Origin of the sequence: Streptomyces sp. NBC_01006, assembly GCF_045162725.1 — a bacterium.
Lineage (GTDB): Bacteria > Actinomycetota > Actinomycetes > Streptomycetales > Streptomycetaceae > Streptomyces.
The window spans coordinates 801,627-817,373 of the sequence record NZ_CP108700.1; the positions used below are offsets into that span (position 1 = coordinate 801,627).

General features: G+C 72.2%; 14 protein-coding genes and 1 pseudogene. 9 read left to right on the forward strand and 6 right to left on the reverse strand.

Annotated features, from left to right (window positions below):
- The first annotated feature begins 108 nt into the window (after nucleotides 1–108).
- Nucleotides 109–2,280, forward strand: coding sequence for an RNA polymerase recycling motor ATPase HelR (helR, locus tag OG509_RS03610; RefSeq protein WP_406180038.1), 2,172 nt, complete (start codon nucleotides 109–111; stop codon nucleotides 2,278–2,280).
- A gap of 70 nt (nucleotides 2,281–2,350) precedes the next feature.
- Here helR and OG509_RS03615 read toward each other — a convergent pair whose 3' ends face one another.
- The 5 genes and pseudogenes from OG509_RS03615 to OG509_RS03635 all read right to left on the reverse strand — a co-directional run bounded on the left by OG509_RS03615 (nucleotide 2,351) and on the right by OG509_RS03635 (nucleotide 7,129).
- Nucleotides 2,351–4,015, reverse strand: coding sequence for a PKD domain-containing protein (locus tag OG509_RS03615; RefSeq protein ID WP_406180039.1), 1,665 nt, complete (start codon nucleotides 4,013–4,015; stop codon nucleotides 2,351–2,353).
- A gap of 76 nt (nucleotides 4,016–4,091) precedes the next feature.
- Nucleotides 4,092–4,523 carry a GNAT family N-acetyltransferase gene (locus OG509_RS03620; RefSeq protein WP_406187451.1) on the reverse strand — a complete coding sequence of 144 codons (432 nt, stop codon included), beginning with the start codon at nucleotides 4,521–4,523 and terminating at the stop codon, nucleotides 4,092–4,094.
- A gap of 123 nt (nucleotides 4,524–4,646) precedes the next feature.
- Nucleotides 4,647–5,324 (reverse strand): annotated as a pseudogene (locus tag OG509_RS03625) (ATP-grasp domain-containing protein); the annotation flags it as partial.
- Nucleotides 5,325–5,378: 54 nt separating this feature from the next.
- Nucleotides 5,379–6,488: a CU044_5270 family protein gene (locus OG509_RS03630; protein WP_406180041.1), complete on the reverse strand. Its 1,110-nt coding sequence runs from the start codon at nucleotides 6,486–6,488 to the stop codon at nucleotides 5,379–5,381.
- Nucleotides 6,485–7,129: an RNA polymerase sigma factor gene (locus OG509_RS03635; RefSeq protein ID WP_406180043.1), complete on the reverse strand. Its 645-nt coding sequence runs from the start codon at nucleotides 7,127–7,129 to the stop codon at nucleotides 6,485–6,487. Before OG509_RS03635 ends, OG509_RS03630 begins: the two co-directional genes overlap by 4 nt.
- Before the next feature lie 209 nt (nucleotides 7,130–7,338).
- Between OG509_RS03635 and OG509_RS03640 the strand changes: the two genes are divergently transcribed.
- The 4 genes from OG509_RS03640 (at nucleotide 7,339) to OG509_RS03655 (ending at nucleotide 10,564) form a co-directional block, all read left to right on the forward strand.
- A complete protein-coding gene (locus tag OG509_RS03640; protein ID WP_406180045.1) occupies nucleotides 7,339–7,734 on the forward strand; it encodes a hypothetical protein in 396 nt (131 codons plus the stop codon).
- Nucleotides 7,735–7,831: 97 nt separating this feature from the next.
- Nucleotides 7,832–8,185 carry a VOC family protein gene (locus OG509_RS03645; protein ID WP_406180046.1) on the forward strand — a complete coding sequence of 118 codons (354 nt, stop codon included), beginning with the start codon at nucleotides 7,832–7,834 and terminating at the stop codon, nucleotides 8,183–8,185.
- A 67-nt stretch (nucleotides 8,186–8,252) separates the two neighbouring features.
- Complete coding sequence (locus tag OG509_RS03650; RefSeq protein ID WP_406180048.1) at nucleotides 8,253–9,740, forward strand: MFS transporter; 1,488 nt, start codon at nucleotides 8,253–8,255, stop codon at nucleotides 9,738–9,740.
- Nucleotides 9,741–10,078: 338 nt separating this feature from the next.
- Nucleotides 10,079–10,564 carry a lamin tail domain-containing protein gene (locus OG509_RS03655; RefSeq protein WP_406180050.1) on the forward strand — a complete coding sequence of 162 codons (486 nt, stop codon included), beginning with the start codon at nucleotides 10,079–10,081 and terminating at the stop codon, nucleotides 10,562–10,564.
- 110 nt (nucleotides 10,565–10,674) lie between these two features.
- Here the strand turns inward: OG509_RS03655 and OG509_RS03660 are convergent, their stop codons facing one another.
- Nucleotides 10,675–11,259 carry a hypothetical protein gene (locus OG509_RS03660; protein ID WP_406180052.1) on the reverse strand — a complete coding sequence of 195 codons (585 nt, stop codon included), beginning with the start codon at nucleotides 11,257–11,259 and terminating at the stop codon, nucleotides 10,675–10,677.
- Nucleotides 11,260–11,521: 262 nt separating this feature from the next.
- On the opposite strand from OG509_RS03660, the gene OG509_RS03665 reads away from it, so the two are divergent.
- Genes OG509_RS03665 through OG509_RS03680 form a run of 4 tightly spaced genes read left to right on the forward strand, consistent with a single transcriptional unit; the run spans nucleotide 11,522 to nucleotide 15,736 of the window.
- The gene (locus OG509_RS03665) at nucleotides 11,522–12,862 is read left to right on the forward strand and encodes an efflux RND transporter periplasmic adaptor subunit (protein ID WP_406180054.1); all 1,341 of its coding nucleotides are present in this window, start codon (nucleotides 11,522–11,524) and stop codon (nucleotides 12,860–12,862) included.
- The gene (locus OG509_RS03670) at nucleotides 12,859–13,644 is read left to right on the forward strand and encodes an ABC transporter ATP-binding protein (RefSeq protein ID WP_406180055.1); all 786 of its coding nucleotides are present in this window, start codon (nucleotides 12,859–12,861) and stop codon (nucleotides 13,642–13,644) included. The genes OG509_RS03665 and OG509_RS03670 overlap by 4 nt, the downstream gene beginning before the upstream one ends.
- Nucleotides 13,641–14,864, forward strand: coding sequence for an ABC transporter permease (locus OG509_RS03675; RefSeq protein ID WP_406180057.1), 1,224 nt, complete (start codon nucleotides 13,641–13,643; stop codon nucleotides 14,862–14,864). Before OG509_RS03670 ends, OG509_RS03675 begins: the two co-directional genes overlap by 4 nt.
- Nucleotides 14,865–14,896: 32 nt before the next feature.
- Nucleotides 14,897–15,736, forward strand: a complete 840-nt coding sequence (locus OG509_RS03680; protein ID WP_406180059.1) for a hypothetical protein — start codon at nucleotides 14,897–14,899, stop codon at nucleotides 15,734–15,736.
- Nucleotides 15,737–15,747 lie beyond the last annotated feature (11 nt).

The following is a 15,747-nucleotide window of genomic DNA, read 5'->3' on the forward strand; positions in this document are numbered from 1 at the left end:
CTTAACTTATAGCGCACAGGGGGGCTTGCGGCAAGGCCCCCTCGGTACCGCAAAATCGCTCCTCGTAGCCAGAAGCAGCGGAAATAGGAGATGCACGGGGTGCCTGTGTTGACAACGAAGACCACCAGCGCGTTCGACCTCCCCGACCACCTCTCCCCCAAGGCCGACCCGACCCTGATCGCCCGCGACGAGCAGCACTTCGCGGCCCTCGCCCACAGCCTTCAGCAGGCCGTCACCGAGCTGTCCGACCGCCTCGACGAGCTGCGCAAGGCGCCCGGCGGCCTGGGTCGCGAGGCGATGGAACGGGACAGCGAGATCCACCGGCTGACCTCCCGACTGCGCGCCCTGCGCCGCTTCGGACTGGACCTGTGCCTCGGTCGCATCGTCGGCGCGGACGACCCCGAGCCCGTCTACATCGGACGGCTCGGCCTCACCGACGGCGCCGGGCGCCGGCTCCTGATCGACTGGCGCTCCCCCGCCGCCGAGCCGTTCTTCGCCGCGACCCACGCCGACCCGATGGGTCTGGCGAGCCGCCGCAGGTACCGCTGGACCCGCGGCCGGATCGGCGACTACTGGGACGAGGTGTTCACCGCCGACGGGTTCGAAGGACACGCCGCGCTCGACGACCAGTCCGCCTTCATCGCCAGCCTGGGCAGCACCCGCTCGCCCCGGATGCGCGACGTCCTCGGCACCATCCAGGCCGACCAGGACGCCATCATCCGCGCGGGTTCCCGCGGCGCCCTCGTCGTCGACGGCGGTCCGGGCACGGGCAAGACCGTCGTCGCCCTGCACCGCACCGCCCACCTCCTCTACTCCGACCCCCGCCTCGGGCACCGCCGGGGCGGCGTGCTGTTCGTCGGTCCGCACCAGCCGTACCTGAACTACGTCGCCGACGTCCTGCCCAGCCTCGGCGAGGAGGGCGTACAGACCTGCACCGTGCGCGACCTCCTCCCCGAGGGAGCCGCAGCCCCGGCCGAGACCGACCCCGACGTGGCGCTGCTCAAGTCGTCCGCGGACATGGTGAAGGCGATCGAGAAGGCCGTCAGGATCTACGAGGAGCCGCCCACCGAGGGGATGACGGTGTCCACCCCCTGGGCCGACCTGTGGCTGAGCGCCGCCGACTGGACCGAGGCCTTCGAAGAGGCGGCCGGCGTCCCGCACAACGAGGCGCGCGAACGGATCTGGGACGGGCTGCTCACGATCCTGATGGACAAGCTCGACGACGATGAGGACGAGGTGTCGCCCGACCAGCTCCGCAGGGCGCTGCTGCACGAAGAGGAGCTGGTCACGACCCTCAACCGCGCGTGGCCGCTGCTCGAAGCGGCCGACCTCGTCGGAGACCTGTGGTCGGTGCCCGCCTACCTGCGGCTGTGCGCCCCCCGGCTCGGCCGCGAGGACGTACGGAAGCTGCAGCGCGCGGACGCGCAGGCCTGGACCGTGTCGGACCTGCCGCTCCTCGACGCGGCGCGGCAGCGGCTCGGCGACCCGGAGGCGGCCCGGCGCAAGTTCCGGCACGACGCGGCCGTCGCCGCCGAACGCGAACGCATGGCCGGAGTCATCGACGACATCCTCGCGGCCGCCGACTTCAACTCGGCCGGTGACGACAGCGAGGGTGCGGTGAGGATGCTGCGCGGCCGTGACCTCCAGGACAGCCTGATCGACGAGAGCGCCCTGCCGGGCGCCGACCCGGACCGGCTCGCCGGCCCGTTCGCGCACATCGTCGTGGACGAGGCCCAGGAACTGACCGACGCGGAGTGGCAGATGCTGCTGCTGCGCTGCCCGTCCCGGAGCTTCACGATCGTCGGGGACCGGGCGCAGTCCAGGCACGGTTTCACGGAGTCGTGGCGGGAGCGGCTGGAGCGGGTCGGGCTCGACCGGATCGAGGTGGCCTCCCTGAGCATCAACTACCGCACGCCGGAAGAGGTCATGGCGCAGGCGGAGCCGGTCATCCGGGCCGTGCTGCCCGACGCCAACGTGCCGACTTCCGTCCGGGGCAGCGGTATTCCCGTCGTGCACGGATCCGTCGCGGATCTGGACTCCGTCCTCGACACGTGGCTCGCCGCGCACACCGACGGGATCGCCTGCGTCATCGGCGATCCCTCCTTCCGGGCGACGTCCCGCGTCCGGTCGCTGACCCCGGAGCTGTCGAAGGGCCTGGAGTTCGACCTGGTCGTCCTCATCGACCCGGAGGCGTTCGGCGAGGGCGTCGCAGGAGCGGTCGACCGCTATGTCGCGATGACCCGGGCGACCCAGAGGCTCGTCGTCCTCACGAGTTCCTGAGGCCGGCGGGCGGCCCCTGCCGTACTACGCGAGGCAGGGGCCGCCGGCGTGCGGCGGGTGGGCCGCGGGATCAGTAGGCGTCGTACTGGCCGAACCAGTCGACGATGTAGTGGGCTTCGCGGCTGCTCTGGTTCCAGAGGTCGATGACCTCGTGGGGGCCCGGCTTCGCCTGGACCAGGTTCGGAACGTCCTTGCCCGCCGTCCAGTTCAGCGTGGAGGACACGGGCCGCGGCGGCGGGGTCGGGCTCCCGTTCCTGTACGCGTCCATCGCGTACGGGTCGGGGGCCACCGAGAGGAAGCCGGGACCGGAGGTACTGGTGACGGTGACGTTCAGTACGTACGCCTCGACGGGAAGGCGGTCGCGATTCCCGGAATCCATGTCCATGGGCATGTAGCCGCCGGCGAGACACGGCCAGGTACCGGCGCCGCCCCAGCGGCGCGAGTCCAGGAGCCGCCACGGGCCGCCCGTCGGGATGCCGGGCGTCGTGCTCGTGAAGGCCGCCTTGCTGCCGGCGCCGTAGTAGCCGACCACATCGACGATGACGTCGGTACCCGCCCAGGCGCCGTTGCGGACGTTGATCTTCCCGTCGGCGCCGACGGGCACGATGACCGAGTTCGCGATCGTCTGACCTGCCGTGAAGTTCAGATTGGACGTGGTCGGCGCCGTCTGCCCGCTCGGGAAGACCGTCAGGTGGCCGGCCTCCCGCGGATTGGTGACGGTCACGTTCAGCGCAACGGCGCTCACCCCGGCGGGAATTCCGCTCTTGCCGGTGATCTGCACGCCGAACGTGCCCTGCCCGGCGACCTGGCCGCGCGCGGCGCCCAGCCCCTCACGGGTGTCGACGAAACGGACCGGGTTCAGCGAGGTGTAGCCGTCGTTCGCGGACCGGTCGAAGTAGCCGGTCACGTCCGCGAGCAGGTCGACCGAGTTCCAGCCGCCGTTGTACAGCTCGACGTACCCGTCCTTGCCGATCGGCACGATCACCTGGTTCGGAACGGTCTGTCCGGCGACGTAGTTCATGTTCGAGGACTCGGGCCGCTGCTTGCCCGCGGGGTAGACGGACACGTGTCCGCCGGCGGTCGTGTTGGTGACGGTGACGTTGAGGACGACCGCGGCGGCCCCGGCCGGGACGTTCCCCTTGCCCGCGACCTTCATCCAGACCGACGAGTAGGCGCCGACCTTGGCCTTGGCCGCGCCGAGGCCGGACCGGGTGTCGAGGAGCCGGGTGGGGGTGTGCGGGACGAAGTACGAACCGGCCGTCGAGAACGCGAGCCGGTTCACGGCCTGCACCTTGTTGACGCTGTCCGTGGCGGTCACGGTGATCGTGTAGTCGCCGGGCCTCGGATAGGTGTGTTTGTTGTGCCCGCGCGCCTCCCCACCGTTCATGGTGATGGTGTCCGTCGTGCCGTCGCCCCAGGCGATGGTGACCTCGTGCGCCACGGGCACGCCGTTGTAGAGGTTGACGTTCAGGGAAATACCGCGCGCGGTCGTGATGTCGGCCGACATCACGACTTCGAGGTTCGAGGCGGCGGCGGACGCGGAGGCCGCCTTGTTCACCTCGCTGCCCGGCAGGGCCGTTCGCACCGTCCGGTCGCCCGGGCTCTGGAACGTCCCGGCCTCGTCGGCGGCAACCTCGACCGGCGGCACTGAAGCTCCGGCCGCGCCCGGGCCGTCGGCCTGCGCCACGCCCGGTATGAGACCCACGCTCGCCGCGATGGCGGCAGCTGAAACCACGAGTCGGCGACTACGCACCGGCCCCCCCATTTTTCTCTTACGGCTTGAACAAGTTCGAAAGCCCGCTCAGAGTACGTCAGCTGGCGCCCGACAGGCGCAGCATGAAGACGTCGATCGCGTCCTCTGCCACCGCGGTGAAACCGTGGCGCTCGTACAGCCGCCGGGCGGCGCTGCCCTGCAGGACGTTCAGCCGTACGGGCACGCCGTCGCTGTCGGTCCGCCGCAGCAGGGAGCGCAGGACGGCCGATCCGAGGCCTCGGCCGTGCAGGCCCGGAGCGAGATAGAAATGCTCCAGCCACCACCCGTCCTCGGCCGGGCGCAGGGTGACGCTGCCCGCGAAGGCACCCTCGGCCACTATGACCGACGTGTATTGCGTGGAGAAGGAATCGCGCAGCCGCTGCCGGACCCGGTGTTCGTCGAACCGTCCCAGCCGCTCCAGGTCCGGGCGCATCACGATCGCCCGCAGCTCGACGACCGTCTCGACATCCGCCGGCTCGGCGGAACGCAGCGACCATTCCACGGGACGGGCCGCCGGCTCCTTCGGCCGGGTCCCGGTCTCGCGGACGAACGGCAGGTCCCGGGCGGCCACGTGGGTCAGCGGGCCCGCGGCGCGGAGTACGACGTCGAGGACGGCGTCGGGCTCGGCCGCGTAGCAGTGTGCGAACCACGGCATGTTGGCCTCGACGATCGCCCAGCCGCCGTCGGCGAGCCGGCCGACATCCACGCACACGGCGCTGGGCAGCCCGCCGGCCGTGGCTTCGAGCACTTCGCGGGCGAAGGCCCGGGCGGGTGCGTCCAGCGGTGCGGGATCGGGGCGCCCGTACACGGCGTAGCGGCTGCCGGCGGCGACCTCCCCGTCGAGCACGAACAGCCTGTACTCGGCCGCGAACTCCACGACGCCGCTGACGAGGACCGGTGTGGCCGCGTCGAGGGCGGCCGGCAGTGCGCTTCCGTCCTCGTACACCGCGGCGGGGAGCAGGTCGATCTTCGCGGAGGGCGGTTTGACGAAGGCGGGTTCCCGCAGGGACCGGGCCTCGGCGAGCGTCGTGAGTCGCACGGACCGCCGGAGGAGGGGATGCGGCACCGTCGCCAGCCAGTCGTCGGCGGGTTCGAGGAGCCCGAGGCCGAGCCGGCCTGAGAGGACGTCGGCGGCGAGCGGGCCTCCGTACCAGTACGTCTCGCGGCCCTCGGCCTGCTTGGCGTGGGCGACGACGTCATGGCCGCGCCACACCGCTGCCTGCGCGAGGAGTTCCGCCGTGGTGGTGCGGGGCGGGTTAAGGAGCAGGGTGGGCGTGGTGCGGTCATCCATGGCGGCGAGAGTACAAGGGGACCTCGGGGGCCCGCTCGGCTATTCGGGCTGGGGTCAGGCCGTGCGCCGGCCCGTCGGACGCTCCTTCTGTCCGTTCACCACGCCCCGCTCCAGGACGGCCGTCCTCTCGACCACCGTTCCGGGCTCGGTCTCGCCTTCCTGCCTGATCTGTACGCCACGGCTGCCGAGGTAGGCGTACGTCGAGCGGTCGAAGACCAACTCGGTGCGCGCGCCGCGCCGCTCGTCGACGCGGGCCAGCGCGATCCCGTCGCGCCCGGCGGCGTCCTGGGAGTGCTGGACGACGACGACGCCCGGGATCTTGGCCGCCGCCTGGTAGAGCGCCGCGGCGATGCGCGACGGCACGACCTGCTCGCCGATGATCGAGCCGATCTGCTCGAAGGCCTCCTGGTCCCGGTCGCGTCCGCTGCCGCCCGCCGCGCGGATGGCCGTCAACAGGGCGTCCGGGTCCGCAGGCTGTGCCTTGAGCCAGTCGTACGAGAAGTTGACGGCCTCTCCGGGGATGTCCTGGCCGTTGACGGGCTTGGAGCGGGGGGCGTCCTTGTCCAGGGTGATACCGCCCTCGGGCTGCTGTCCGGGCTCGTCGAGCCAGCCCTTCGTCCCGTCGGGCGACTTCCACACCTCGCGGGTGTGCAGCGGCTGCACCCAGGTCTTGGACCGGTCGCTGTCCACGTCCACGGACGTCGACTGGTACGAGACCTGACTCTTGATGTAGACGTACTGGCCGGGACCCGGGTCCGGCAGGCCCGTCCTGGCGGCGGCCGCGGCGATCTGCTCGACGGTGGAGGCGAGTTGTTCGGAGCTGCCCGTCTCTATGGATACGACGGGCGCCTCGACCGCGGTGGTACGGGCGGACGCACCGGCGCCGGTCGGGCCCTGGGCGGCGTTGAGCGCGATCACACCCGCGAGCGCGGCGGCGGTGACCGGGATGCCGATCAGCAGGGGCCGTCGTACGGACCGGCGGGACGGGGCCCGGTCCCCGGCCGGAGCCGGGGCGGCGGCGATCTGCTGGATCTCGTTCATCAGGTGCTCCTCAAGCAGGCTCTGACGGTCGAGCGGCAGGTCCGGGCCTCCCGGGGGCGGCAGCAGCCGTCCCAGTTCCGCGTGGTCCAGCGGTTCGTCTCGCCGCCACTTCTTGCGGATCATCGGGATTCCTCCTCGTAGGACTGCGACTCTTGTGACCGGGCCGCAGGAGTGCGGCCGCCCTGTACTTGTCCGGAGCGGGAAAGCGGTTCCCCGGATCTCGCCAACTCCTTCTCGGAGAGCTTGCGCAGCCGGGTACGGGCGCGGGACAGGCGGGAACGTACGGTGCCGACCGGGACGCCGAGCGCGGCCGCGGCCTCGGCGTAGCCCAGTCCGGACCAGACGCACAGGGTGAAGACCTCCCGCTCGCTGCGCCGCAGTGCGCGCAGCGCGCGCTGGGCGGCGGCGAGCTGATCGGCGTCGGCGAGGCGGGCCACGAGCTCGTCGGCGAAGTCGGGCACCGTGTCCCTGACCGGGAGCCGGCCGAGCGCGCGCTGGTGCCGGCGGGCGGCGCGCGTGGTGTTGCGCAGTACGTTCACGGCGATGCCCATGAGCCAGGGGCGCGGGCTGTCGCCCTCGTCCCGCAGCTTCTCGCGCAGGCGCCAGGCCTCCAGATACGTCAGCGAGACGATGTCCTCGGCGAGCGTCCGGTCCCCGGTCGCGCGTACGGCGTGCCGGTGCACCAGCTGGGCGTGGTCTCGGAAGAGCGCCCGGAAGGCCTCCGGGTCCCCGGCTCGTATCCGGGCGTGCATTGAATAGTCCACGTCGGGTTCTTGTCTGCCGGACGCGGGCGGTTCCCGTGTCCTGGGTCACATCACGGCGGCGCGTTTCTCACAAGGGGCCGGCGGATACCGTATCCGCGGATCCTCAGCCTCCTCACCGCATGTTCACCGTTGCCGCATGCCCCAACGGAACTGAACGTGACACGGTGGATACGTCGTGCAATCGGCCGGCACAGCTCGGAGGGGATCTCATGTACTTCGTACGCCACAAGACGGTCCGGTCGGTGACACCCGCGTGGCGCCGATCGGCGACCGTGGCAGCGGCTCTGACCGCGGCGTCCGCCATGGCGCTGGTGACCGCGGCACCGGCGAGCGCCGAGGTCAAGGCCACGTGCGGGACCTACATCTGCGTGGCCACCGCCTACCAGGGGCGTGACTACGTCCAGGACATCACCGTCACGACCAGGGACGGACTGCCGGGGACGCTGCGGGCCTTCGTCGGCGACTACCGGAACAGCAGGGCGGGCGTATCGCAGGCCCGGTTCGTGGTCAACCGCGAGTTCAGGGCGTATCCGCGGCTGGCGATCTGCGGTGGTCTGGATCGCAGTGGCAGGGTGATCGAGAACCACTGCGTACTGATCCCCTGACGGGTCCCGGCGGCGGTGGCGGCGCAGCGCTGTGTGGTGCCGTGTGGCGCTGTGTGGCGACTGCCCGCCCGACCCGCCGTGCTGGGAGCATGGCGGCATGGAACGTGTGACGGGAATCGGTGGGTACTTCATGCGGGCGGCCGATCCGGCGGCCCTGAGCTCCTGGTATCGCGAGTGCCTGGGCCTGGATGCCGATGAGCACGGCCTGTGGCAGCAGGGAGCCGGGCCGACGGTGTTCGCGACGTTCGAGTCCGGGACCGACTACTTCGGGTCCCCCGCCCAGCAGACCATGCTCAACTTCCGGGTCCGCGATCTGGACGCGATGCTCGCGCAATTGCGTGCCAAGGGCGCGGACGTGGCCGAGGAGACGCAGGACATGGAGGGTGTCGGCCGATTCGGCTGGGTCACCGATCCGGAGGGCAACCGGGTCGAGTTGTGGGAGCCCGCCTAGGAGCCCGCCCAGGGAGCCGTCCCAGCAGGGTTCCCGGCCCCGGGTGCCTGGTGGGGCGGGCGGGCGCATGCTGGTGGGAGGGGGCGCCGGGGGCTGTGGACGGGACGTGTTCATGGGCGTGGGCAACGTGGGAACCGGGTCGCCCCGCCGGCGGCTGTTCTCGGGCCGGGACCGGGCGGTCATCGCCGCCGCCTCACTGTCGATGCTCCTCGTCCAGATGGACTGGTTCGCCCTCAACCTGATGCTGCCCGTGATCGCCCGGGACTTCTCCACTCCGACCACCAATCTGCAGTGGCTGGTCAGCGGCTACATGCTGACGCTGGGCGCGCTGATGATCACGGGTGGCAGGGCGGCCGACGTCCACGGGCGGCGCACCGTCATCGTCTGGGGTCTGGTCGGCTTCGCCGTGGTGTCCGTCGTGTGCGCCGCCGCGCAGAACGAGGTCTGGCTGGTCGTGGGCCGGGTGGTCCAGGGGGCCACGGCCGCGATGGTCTTCCCCGTGGCCGTGGCGGTCGTCACCGCCCATTTCCGTGACGACCGGCAGGGCCGCGCGGTGGGTACGGTGCTGGCCTTCAGCGCGATCGGCACCGCACTCGGCCCGTTCGTGGGCGGTGCGTTCGCCGAGCACGTCAGCTGGCGGGCGGTGTTCCTGCTGAACGTGCCCTTCTGCGCCGTCGCGGCCTTCCTGATGCTGCGGTTCGTCACCGACACCCGCGACGAGGAGGCCGGTCACGGCCTGGACCTCCCCGGAGCCGTCACCGTGGCGGGCGGTCTCACCGCCATCATGATCGCGGTCGACCAGGGCGGCCACTGGGGCTGGGCCTCCGCGGCGACGCTGGCCTGTTTCGCCGCCGGAGCGCTCCTGCTGGCCCTGTTCGTACTGATCGAGCGGCGGACGGCCGAGCCGCTGCTGGACCTGTCCCTGCTGCGCAACGGGCCGTTCGTGACGGTCACGCTGGCCGGCTCCGTGTCCAACATCGTGTACTGCCTGGTGGCGGTCCTCTCCGCGCTCTACCTCCAGCAGGTCCGCGGTCTCTCCCCGCTGGACGCCGGGCTGGTCTTCCTCGCACTGTCCGTCGGCGCCGGGGCCGCCAGCTACTGGTCCGGCCACCTCGCCCAGCACCGGCGGCCGGAAACGCTGATGGCGGGCGGGATGCTGCTGAGCGGCGTGGCCCTCCTGGCGCTGACCTGGACCGACCCGCTCCCGCTGTACACGGCCGTCTTCGCGGTCGTGGGCTTCGGGATCGGCCTCGGCTGGGCGCTGACGAACGTGGCCACCCAGTCGTACGTCCCGTCGAGCCGCCTCGCCGCCGCCTCCGGACTGGTGCTGACGTCGCTGGTCCTGCTGGGCGCGATGGCCGTGGCGGTGGCGGCGACCGTTCTGGAGGTCCTGAGCGGCTCGGAGCAGCGGGCGGCTTCGGACGGACCGGCCATCGAAAGCGTGCTGCGCGTCGCGGCGCTCCTCTCGCTCGCGGGCGCGGCCGTCCTGCTCCCGCTGATCCGCGGACAGCGGGCACCGGGCCCCGCCCCGACCGTCAACCTGCCGTCGCTCTGACGCCCCGCCGAACGCCCGTTACAAACCCTGAACCCATTCGGCGCAGGGAGGGAAGAGCGTCCCGTGCGGCGGGCGCACACGGGGGAAGGCTCCGTCTCCAGGCCTCCCATGGCCTGTGTCGCGCGCTCCCGTTGTGCGTGTCAGCACGGCCTTGACAGATGCCCGATACAAGCAAGAGTCACGGGTATGTCTGCATTGGGCAACACGACCCGCGTTGGTGGCGTTTGGGGGTGGTTGGGGGCCAGAGTGTGCCTCCTCGGCAGGACGCCGGGAACTGATCGGAGCCCACCCGCCTTCACGGCCGGGAAGGGCCGCTGTCTGTTGAAGGGGTCATCTTCATGTCTGCTTCTCTCGCCACCCGCCGGGTCCTCTCCGCGTTTCTGGCCGCAGGCGCCCTGGTCGGCGCCGCCGCCCTGCCGGCGGCCGCCGCCGACAACCACGGGCGCGACCACCGGGGCGCGCAGTCCTCGATCGTCATCGGCGACGTCCAGTACGACAGCCCCGGTCGCAACGACCGCTCCGCCCGTGCCCTGAACGGGGAATGGGTCGAGGTGAAGAACACCGGCCGTCACGCCGTCAACCTGCGCGGCTTCACCCTCACGGACCGGCAGGGCAACCGCTACCAGTTCAAGGACTTCCGGCTGGACGGCCGTTCCAGCGTCAAGGTCCACACCGGCCAGGGCCGCGACACCCGCCACGACGTCTACCAGGACCGCCACCACCAGGTGTGGGACGAGCGCGACAGCGCCACGCTCCGCGACAACCGCGGCAACGTCCTCGACTCCGACTCATGGGACGGCCGCCGGCACCACCGCAACGGCTGATCGATCCCGCCCCTGACGGGGCGACCGGGCCGGCGGCCACACCGAAGAGCGTGTGAACCGCCGGCCCGCCGCGAGCGGCGTGTCACGGCCATCCGGCCGCGGCACGCCGCTCAGGTCTGTGCGGAGGCCGACGGGCTCACGCCCGGCTTGGGGGTGTTCTGGCCGCGCTGCGGCAGCAGGGCCTTGCAGGTCTCGAAGGCCTGCGCCGACTGCGGGTCGGAGGTGGGGAAGCCCCTCATGCCAGGCGCGTTCGGGGTGGCCGACGGCAGCACCACGCCGTGGTCCTTGAGGCAGCTGGTGAACGCCTTCATGGCGCTGCTGTCGCCGCCGGGGCCGCCGCCGCGACCGTTGAACTGCGGGCGCAGATCCGCGCACGCCTGGGTCGCCTCGTTGCGCTGCGGGTCGGCCGACGCCCTGCGGCCGGGGCCTCCCGACGCACCGCCCCAGCCACCGGCACCGGCGCCGGGCCCTCGCGTGCCGGTCGGGCGCGGAGCCATCGTGACACCGTGCTGGGCCAGGCACTGGCGGTACGCGTCCATGGCCTTGGCGTCCGGTGACGGGGCCGCCGAGGCGGAGGCGGAGGCCGCCGTACTCGCGGCGCCCGCGCCGGAGGCGCAGCCCGCGAGCAGCAGTCCGCACACCGCAAGGGCCACGGCGGAGAGCGCGGCAGTCGGCCGGGGCGTGGTCCAGGGCATGTCCGTCGTCTCCTAGGTCGGGCCGCCGACGGCAGGGGCGCGTCGGCGACCGCGACTGAACCGCACGGAGATAGGGGCAACCGGGGCATCCGCTGGGAGTTTCCTGACAGTGCGCGGGCCCGCTCGCCCCGGGGGTGGACGGAGTCCGCACCGTACGCACCGGATCGGACGCTATGCCCGCTTCGGCCGGGCGTGGCGTTCCCAGGGAACTCCCAGGAAGCTCCCAGACGCTCCAAAGTGCGGGCGGACAGGATCCCGCCCCATGAAGGTGCTCCCACGGCGGCGCAGGGCCGTCCTGATCAACTCGGTGCTCTCGGTGGCGGTCCTCGCGGGCGCCGGCGGCGCGTATGCGGCGGTGACCAGTGGCAGCGACGGTCCGGCGCGCGGCGGCGCGCGGACCGTCGCGGTCACCAAGGGCGCCGTCCTCGCGACCGTGTCCGGCTCGGGGTCACTGAGCTCGCCGAGCGACGTCGGGGTGAACTTCACCACCGGCGGGCGGCTCACCGAGGTCGACGTCAAGCCGGGAGACAAGGTCACCAAGGGACAGCTGCTCGGGAAGGTCGACTCGACCGCCGCGACGGAGACGCTCACCCAGGCCCGGGCCGCGCTGACGGCGGCCCAGGCGAACGTAACCAAGGCCGAGGCGGGACAGGTCAGTTCGGCCTCGGGCAGCGGCGCCTCGTCCTCGCGGGGCGGTTCCGCTCCGGCCCCGACACCGACGCCGACCGTGGATCCGGCGCAGGTGGCCCAGGCCCGCGCCCAGCTCACCCAGGCGCAGAACGCCGTGGACGCCGCGCAGCGCGCCGTCGACGGGACCGTACTGAAGGCACCGGCCGCCGGGACGGTCGCGTCCGTCTCGGCGAAGGTGGGCGACACGGTGTCCGGTACGAACGGCAGCGGCGGCACGGGGGGCGGCAATGGCGGCAATGGCGGCTCCGGCGCCAACTCCGCCTCCTCCGCTGCCGCTTCCCCGGCCTCCCTCTCCGGGATCGTGGTCCTCACCAACCCGTCCGGCATGCAGGTGACGGCGAACTTCTCGGAAGCCGACGCCCTCAAGCTGAAGCCGGGCCAGCCGGCCACCGTCACGCTCAACGCGATGGCGGGCAAGGTCCTCAACGCACAGGTCCTGTCGGTCAGTTCCCTGCCCACCGGCAGCGGTTCCTCCTCCGGCGGCGGCAACTCGGGCGGCGGGAGCGCCGTGCAGTACGCGGCCACGCTCACGATCACGAGCCCCACCGACGACCTGCGCAGCGGCCTCAGCGCCAGCATCCAGGTCGTCGTCGGCGAGGCGTCCGGCGCCCTCTCGGTTCCGACCGCCGCCGTGTCCGGGACCGGTGCGAACCGAAGCGTCACCGTCGTCAAGGGGGACGGCACCGCCGTACGGACGCCGGTCACCGTCGGCCTCGAAGGCGACAGCACCGACCAGATCCTCAGCGGGCTGACGGAGGGCGAGCAGGTGCAGTTGGCCGCCGTGTCCTCGACCGGCAGCGGAGGCTTCCCGGGCGGCGCGTTCCCCGGTGGCGCCGGAGCGGGCGCCACCCGTAATCGCGGTACCGGCGCGGGCGGCTTCCGCACCGGCGGGGGCGGGGGTGGGCGCGGATGACGCCGCCGGTGATCGAGGTGCGCGCGCTGCTCAAGACGTACGGGCACGGCGACGCCGCCGTACGCGCGCTCGGCGGTCCGCGCGATCCCGCCACGGGCCGCCAGCCCGGTGTCGAACTCCTCGTGGAGCAGGGTGACTTCGTCGCCGTCATGGGCAGCTCCGGTTCGGGCAAGTCGACGCTGATGAACATCCTCGGCTGCCTGGACGTCCCCACGTCGGGCCGCTACCTCCTCGACGGGATCGATGTGGGCGGCCTGGACGAGCACCAGCTCTCGCTGGTCCGCAACCGCAAGATCGGCTTCGTCTTCCAGTCCTTCAACCTGGTGCCCCGTACGAGCGCCGTCGCCCAGGTGGAACTGCCGCTGGCGTACGCCGGGGTGAAGGCCGCAGAGCGGCGCCGGCGCGCGGTGGCGGCACTGACCCTGGTGGGTCTGGCCGACCGCCTGGACCACCGCCCCAACGAACTCTCGGGCGGTCAGCAGCAGCGCGTGGCCGTGGCCCGCGCGCTCGTCACCGCGCCCGCGATGCTGCTCGCCGACGAACCGACCGGAAATCTGGACAGCCACAGCACCGAGGAGGTCCTGGCCCTCGTGGACCGGCTCAACGCGTCGGGCCGTACCGTCGTCCTGATCACCCACGAGGACGAGGTGGCCCGGCACGCCAAACGGGTGCTGCGCCTGGTGGACGGGCAGATCGTCGAGGACGTCCGGCAGGCGCCCGTCGGCGGTCCCCCTCCCGCGATGTCCGAGCCCGCGCGCGCTGTGGCCGGAGGCCTGCGGTGAACCCGTTCCAGACGCTGCGCTTCGCCTTCGGCGGCCTCGCGGCGAACAAGGTGCGCTCCGCACTGACGATGCTGGGCGTGCTGATCGGCGTCGCGGCGGTCATCCTGCTGCTGGCCGTCGGCAACGGCTCCTCGCAGGCGGTGAAGGACTCCATCGAGAAGCTCGGCACCAACGCCCTGACCGTCTCCTCCGGCAGCGGATTCGGCGGCTCGCGCTCCGGCTCCGCCACCGCAAGCGGCACCAAGCCCCTGACCGTCGAGGACGCGCGGGCGCTCGCCGACCCCTCGGCGGCGCCGCACATCGAGTCGGTGGCGCCCGAGGTCACCACCTCGCAGACCGCCCTCTACGAGGGCACCTCGCACACGGTCGGCCAGGTCGTCGGCACGTACCCGGCGTACTTCAAGGCCTCCAACAGCAAGGTGGCCAAGGGCGACTACTTCAGCGGCGACGACGTACTGGCGTCCCGCAAGGTCGCCGTCATCGGCTCGACGACCGCCGCCGACCTGTTCGGCACGGCCGACCCGGTCGGCCGGAAGATGGTGCTCGGCGGCACGCCGTTCACCGTCGTCGGGGTGCTCGCCGCCAAGGGCGGCACCGGCTTCCAGGACCCGGACGACGTGGTGGTCGCGCCGCTGCCCACCGTGCAGAACGCCTTCACCGGCTTCGGCTCGGTCAGCCAGATCCTCGTCGAGGCCACGTCCGCGGAGGCGACGGCCGGGGCGCAGAGCGAGATCACCACCGTCCTGATGGGGCGGCACGGCATCAAGGACCCGGCCGCCCTCGACTTCCGGGTGTCCAGCCAGGAATCGCTGCTGACCACACAGGCGTCGACGAACAAGACGTTCACCGTGCTGCTGGGCGCGGTCGCCGCGATCTCCCTGCTGGTCGGAGGCATCGGGATCACCAACATCATGCTGGTCACGGTGACGGAGCGGACCCGCGAGATCGGCATCCGCAAGGCGATCGGGGCGCCCCGGGGCGTCATCCTCGGCCAGTTCCTCGCCGAGTCGACCCTGCTCTCGCTGATCGGCGGCGGGCTCGGCGTCGCGGCCGGGCTGATCGGCTCGCACTTCACCATCGTCGGCATCAAGCCGGTCGTCATACCGGAGTCGGTCGTCGGCGCCTTCGCCATTGCCGTGGCGATCGGGCTGTTCTTCGGCGGATACCCGGCCAACCGGGCCGCGAGCCTGCGGCCCATCGAAGCACTGCGGCACGAGTGAGCCGGCACACGCGGGAACAGGGAGAAGCTGACATGGCACGACGCCGCACCGAACTGGAGAAGCAGCCCGAGACCGGCGACGACCGGTACGCGCCGTTCGCCGAGGTGTTCACCACATCGGCGGCCGGGGAGGACCCCTTCCCGGAGGAGCTGATCGTGGAACACCCCGCCGCGCAGGGCCCCGGCGGCGATCCCGAGGGGATCCTTTCCGAACCGCCGGACACCCGGGACATCTCGGCGGAGCTCGCCGCTCCGCCCCGGCCCCGGCTGCCCTGGCTGACGCTGCTGCTCTCGGGCGGGGTGGTGGCCGGGCTCGCGTTCACCGGGGGCGCCCTGGTCGAGAAGAGCCACCTCCAGGGTTCACCCGGGGCCGGATCCGGAGGCCGGAACTTCGCGGCCGGGGCGGGCGGCCAAGGACGTACGGGCTCCGCCCAGGCGGGCAACGGGACCACCGGCCAGGGGCAGGGAGCCACCGGACGGGGCCGCGCCGGAACCGGAACCGGGAGCGGGAGCGGGAGCGGGAGCGGAACCGGGCAGAGCGGCCCGCGGCAGGGCTTCGGCGGAGCGACGGGCGGCCCGGGCGCCGGGGCCGGCGTGACCACCGGTACGGTGAAGCTCGTCGACGGCACCACCCTCTACGTCACCGACGCCCAGGGCAACGTCGTCAAGGTCACCACCGACACCAACACCCAGATCACCCAGGCCAAGAGCGGCAAGGTGTCCGACCTCCAGCCGGGTCAGACCGTCACCGTGCGCGGCAGCCAGACCTCCGCCGGCGATGTCGCCGCGACGACCGTCGCCCAGGGCGGCGCGGGCGGATTCGCAGGCGCGAGCGGATCCGGAGGCGCAGGCGCAGGCGGCGGCCGGGGCTGAGCACGAGAGGA

Coding starts and splice junctions, on each gene's coding strand:
- OG509_RS03665 (WP_406180054.1), top strand. CDS start 11,522: ATGAAGGTGCTCCCACGGCGGCGCAGGGCCGTCCTGATCAACTCGGTG.
- OG509_RS03680 (WP_406180059.1), top strand. CDS start 14,897: ATGGCACGACGCCGCACCGAACTGGAGAAGCAGCCCGAGACCGGCGAC.
- OG509_RS03655 (WP_406180050.1), top strand. CDS start 10,079: ATGTCTGCTTCTCTCGCCACCCGCCGGGTCCTCTCCGCGTTTCTGGCC.
- OG509_RS03670 (WP_406180055.1), top strand. CDS start 12,859: ATGACGCCGCCGGTGATCGAGGTGCGCGCGCTGCTCAAGACGTACGGG.
- OG509_RS03650 (WP_406180048.1), top strand. CDS start 8,253: ATGCTGGTGGGAGGGGGCGCCGGGGGCTGTGGACGGGACGTGTTCATG.
- OG509_RS03630 (WP_406180041.1), bottom strand. CDS start 6,488: ATGATCCGCAAGAAGTGGCGGCGAGACGAACCGCTGGACCACGCGGAA.
- OG509_RS03645 (WP_406180046.1), top strand. CDS start 7,832: ATGGAACGTGTGACGGGAATCGGTGGGTACTTCATGCGGGCGGCCGAT.
- OG509_RS03660 (WP_406180052.1), bottom strand. CDS start 11,259: ATGCCCTGGACCACGCCCCGGCCGACTGCCGCGCTCTCCGCCGTGGCC.
- OG509_RS03640 (WP_406180045.1), top strand. CDS start 7,339: ATGTACTTCGTACGCCACAAGACGGTCCGGTCGGTGACACCCGCGTGG.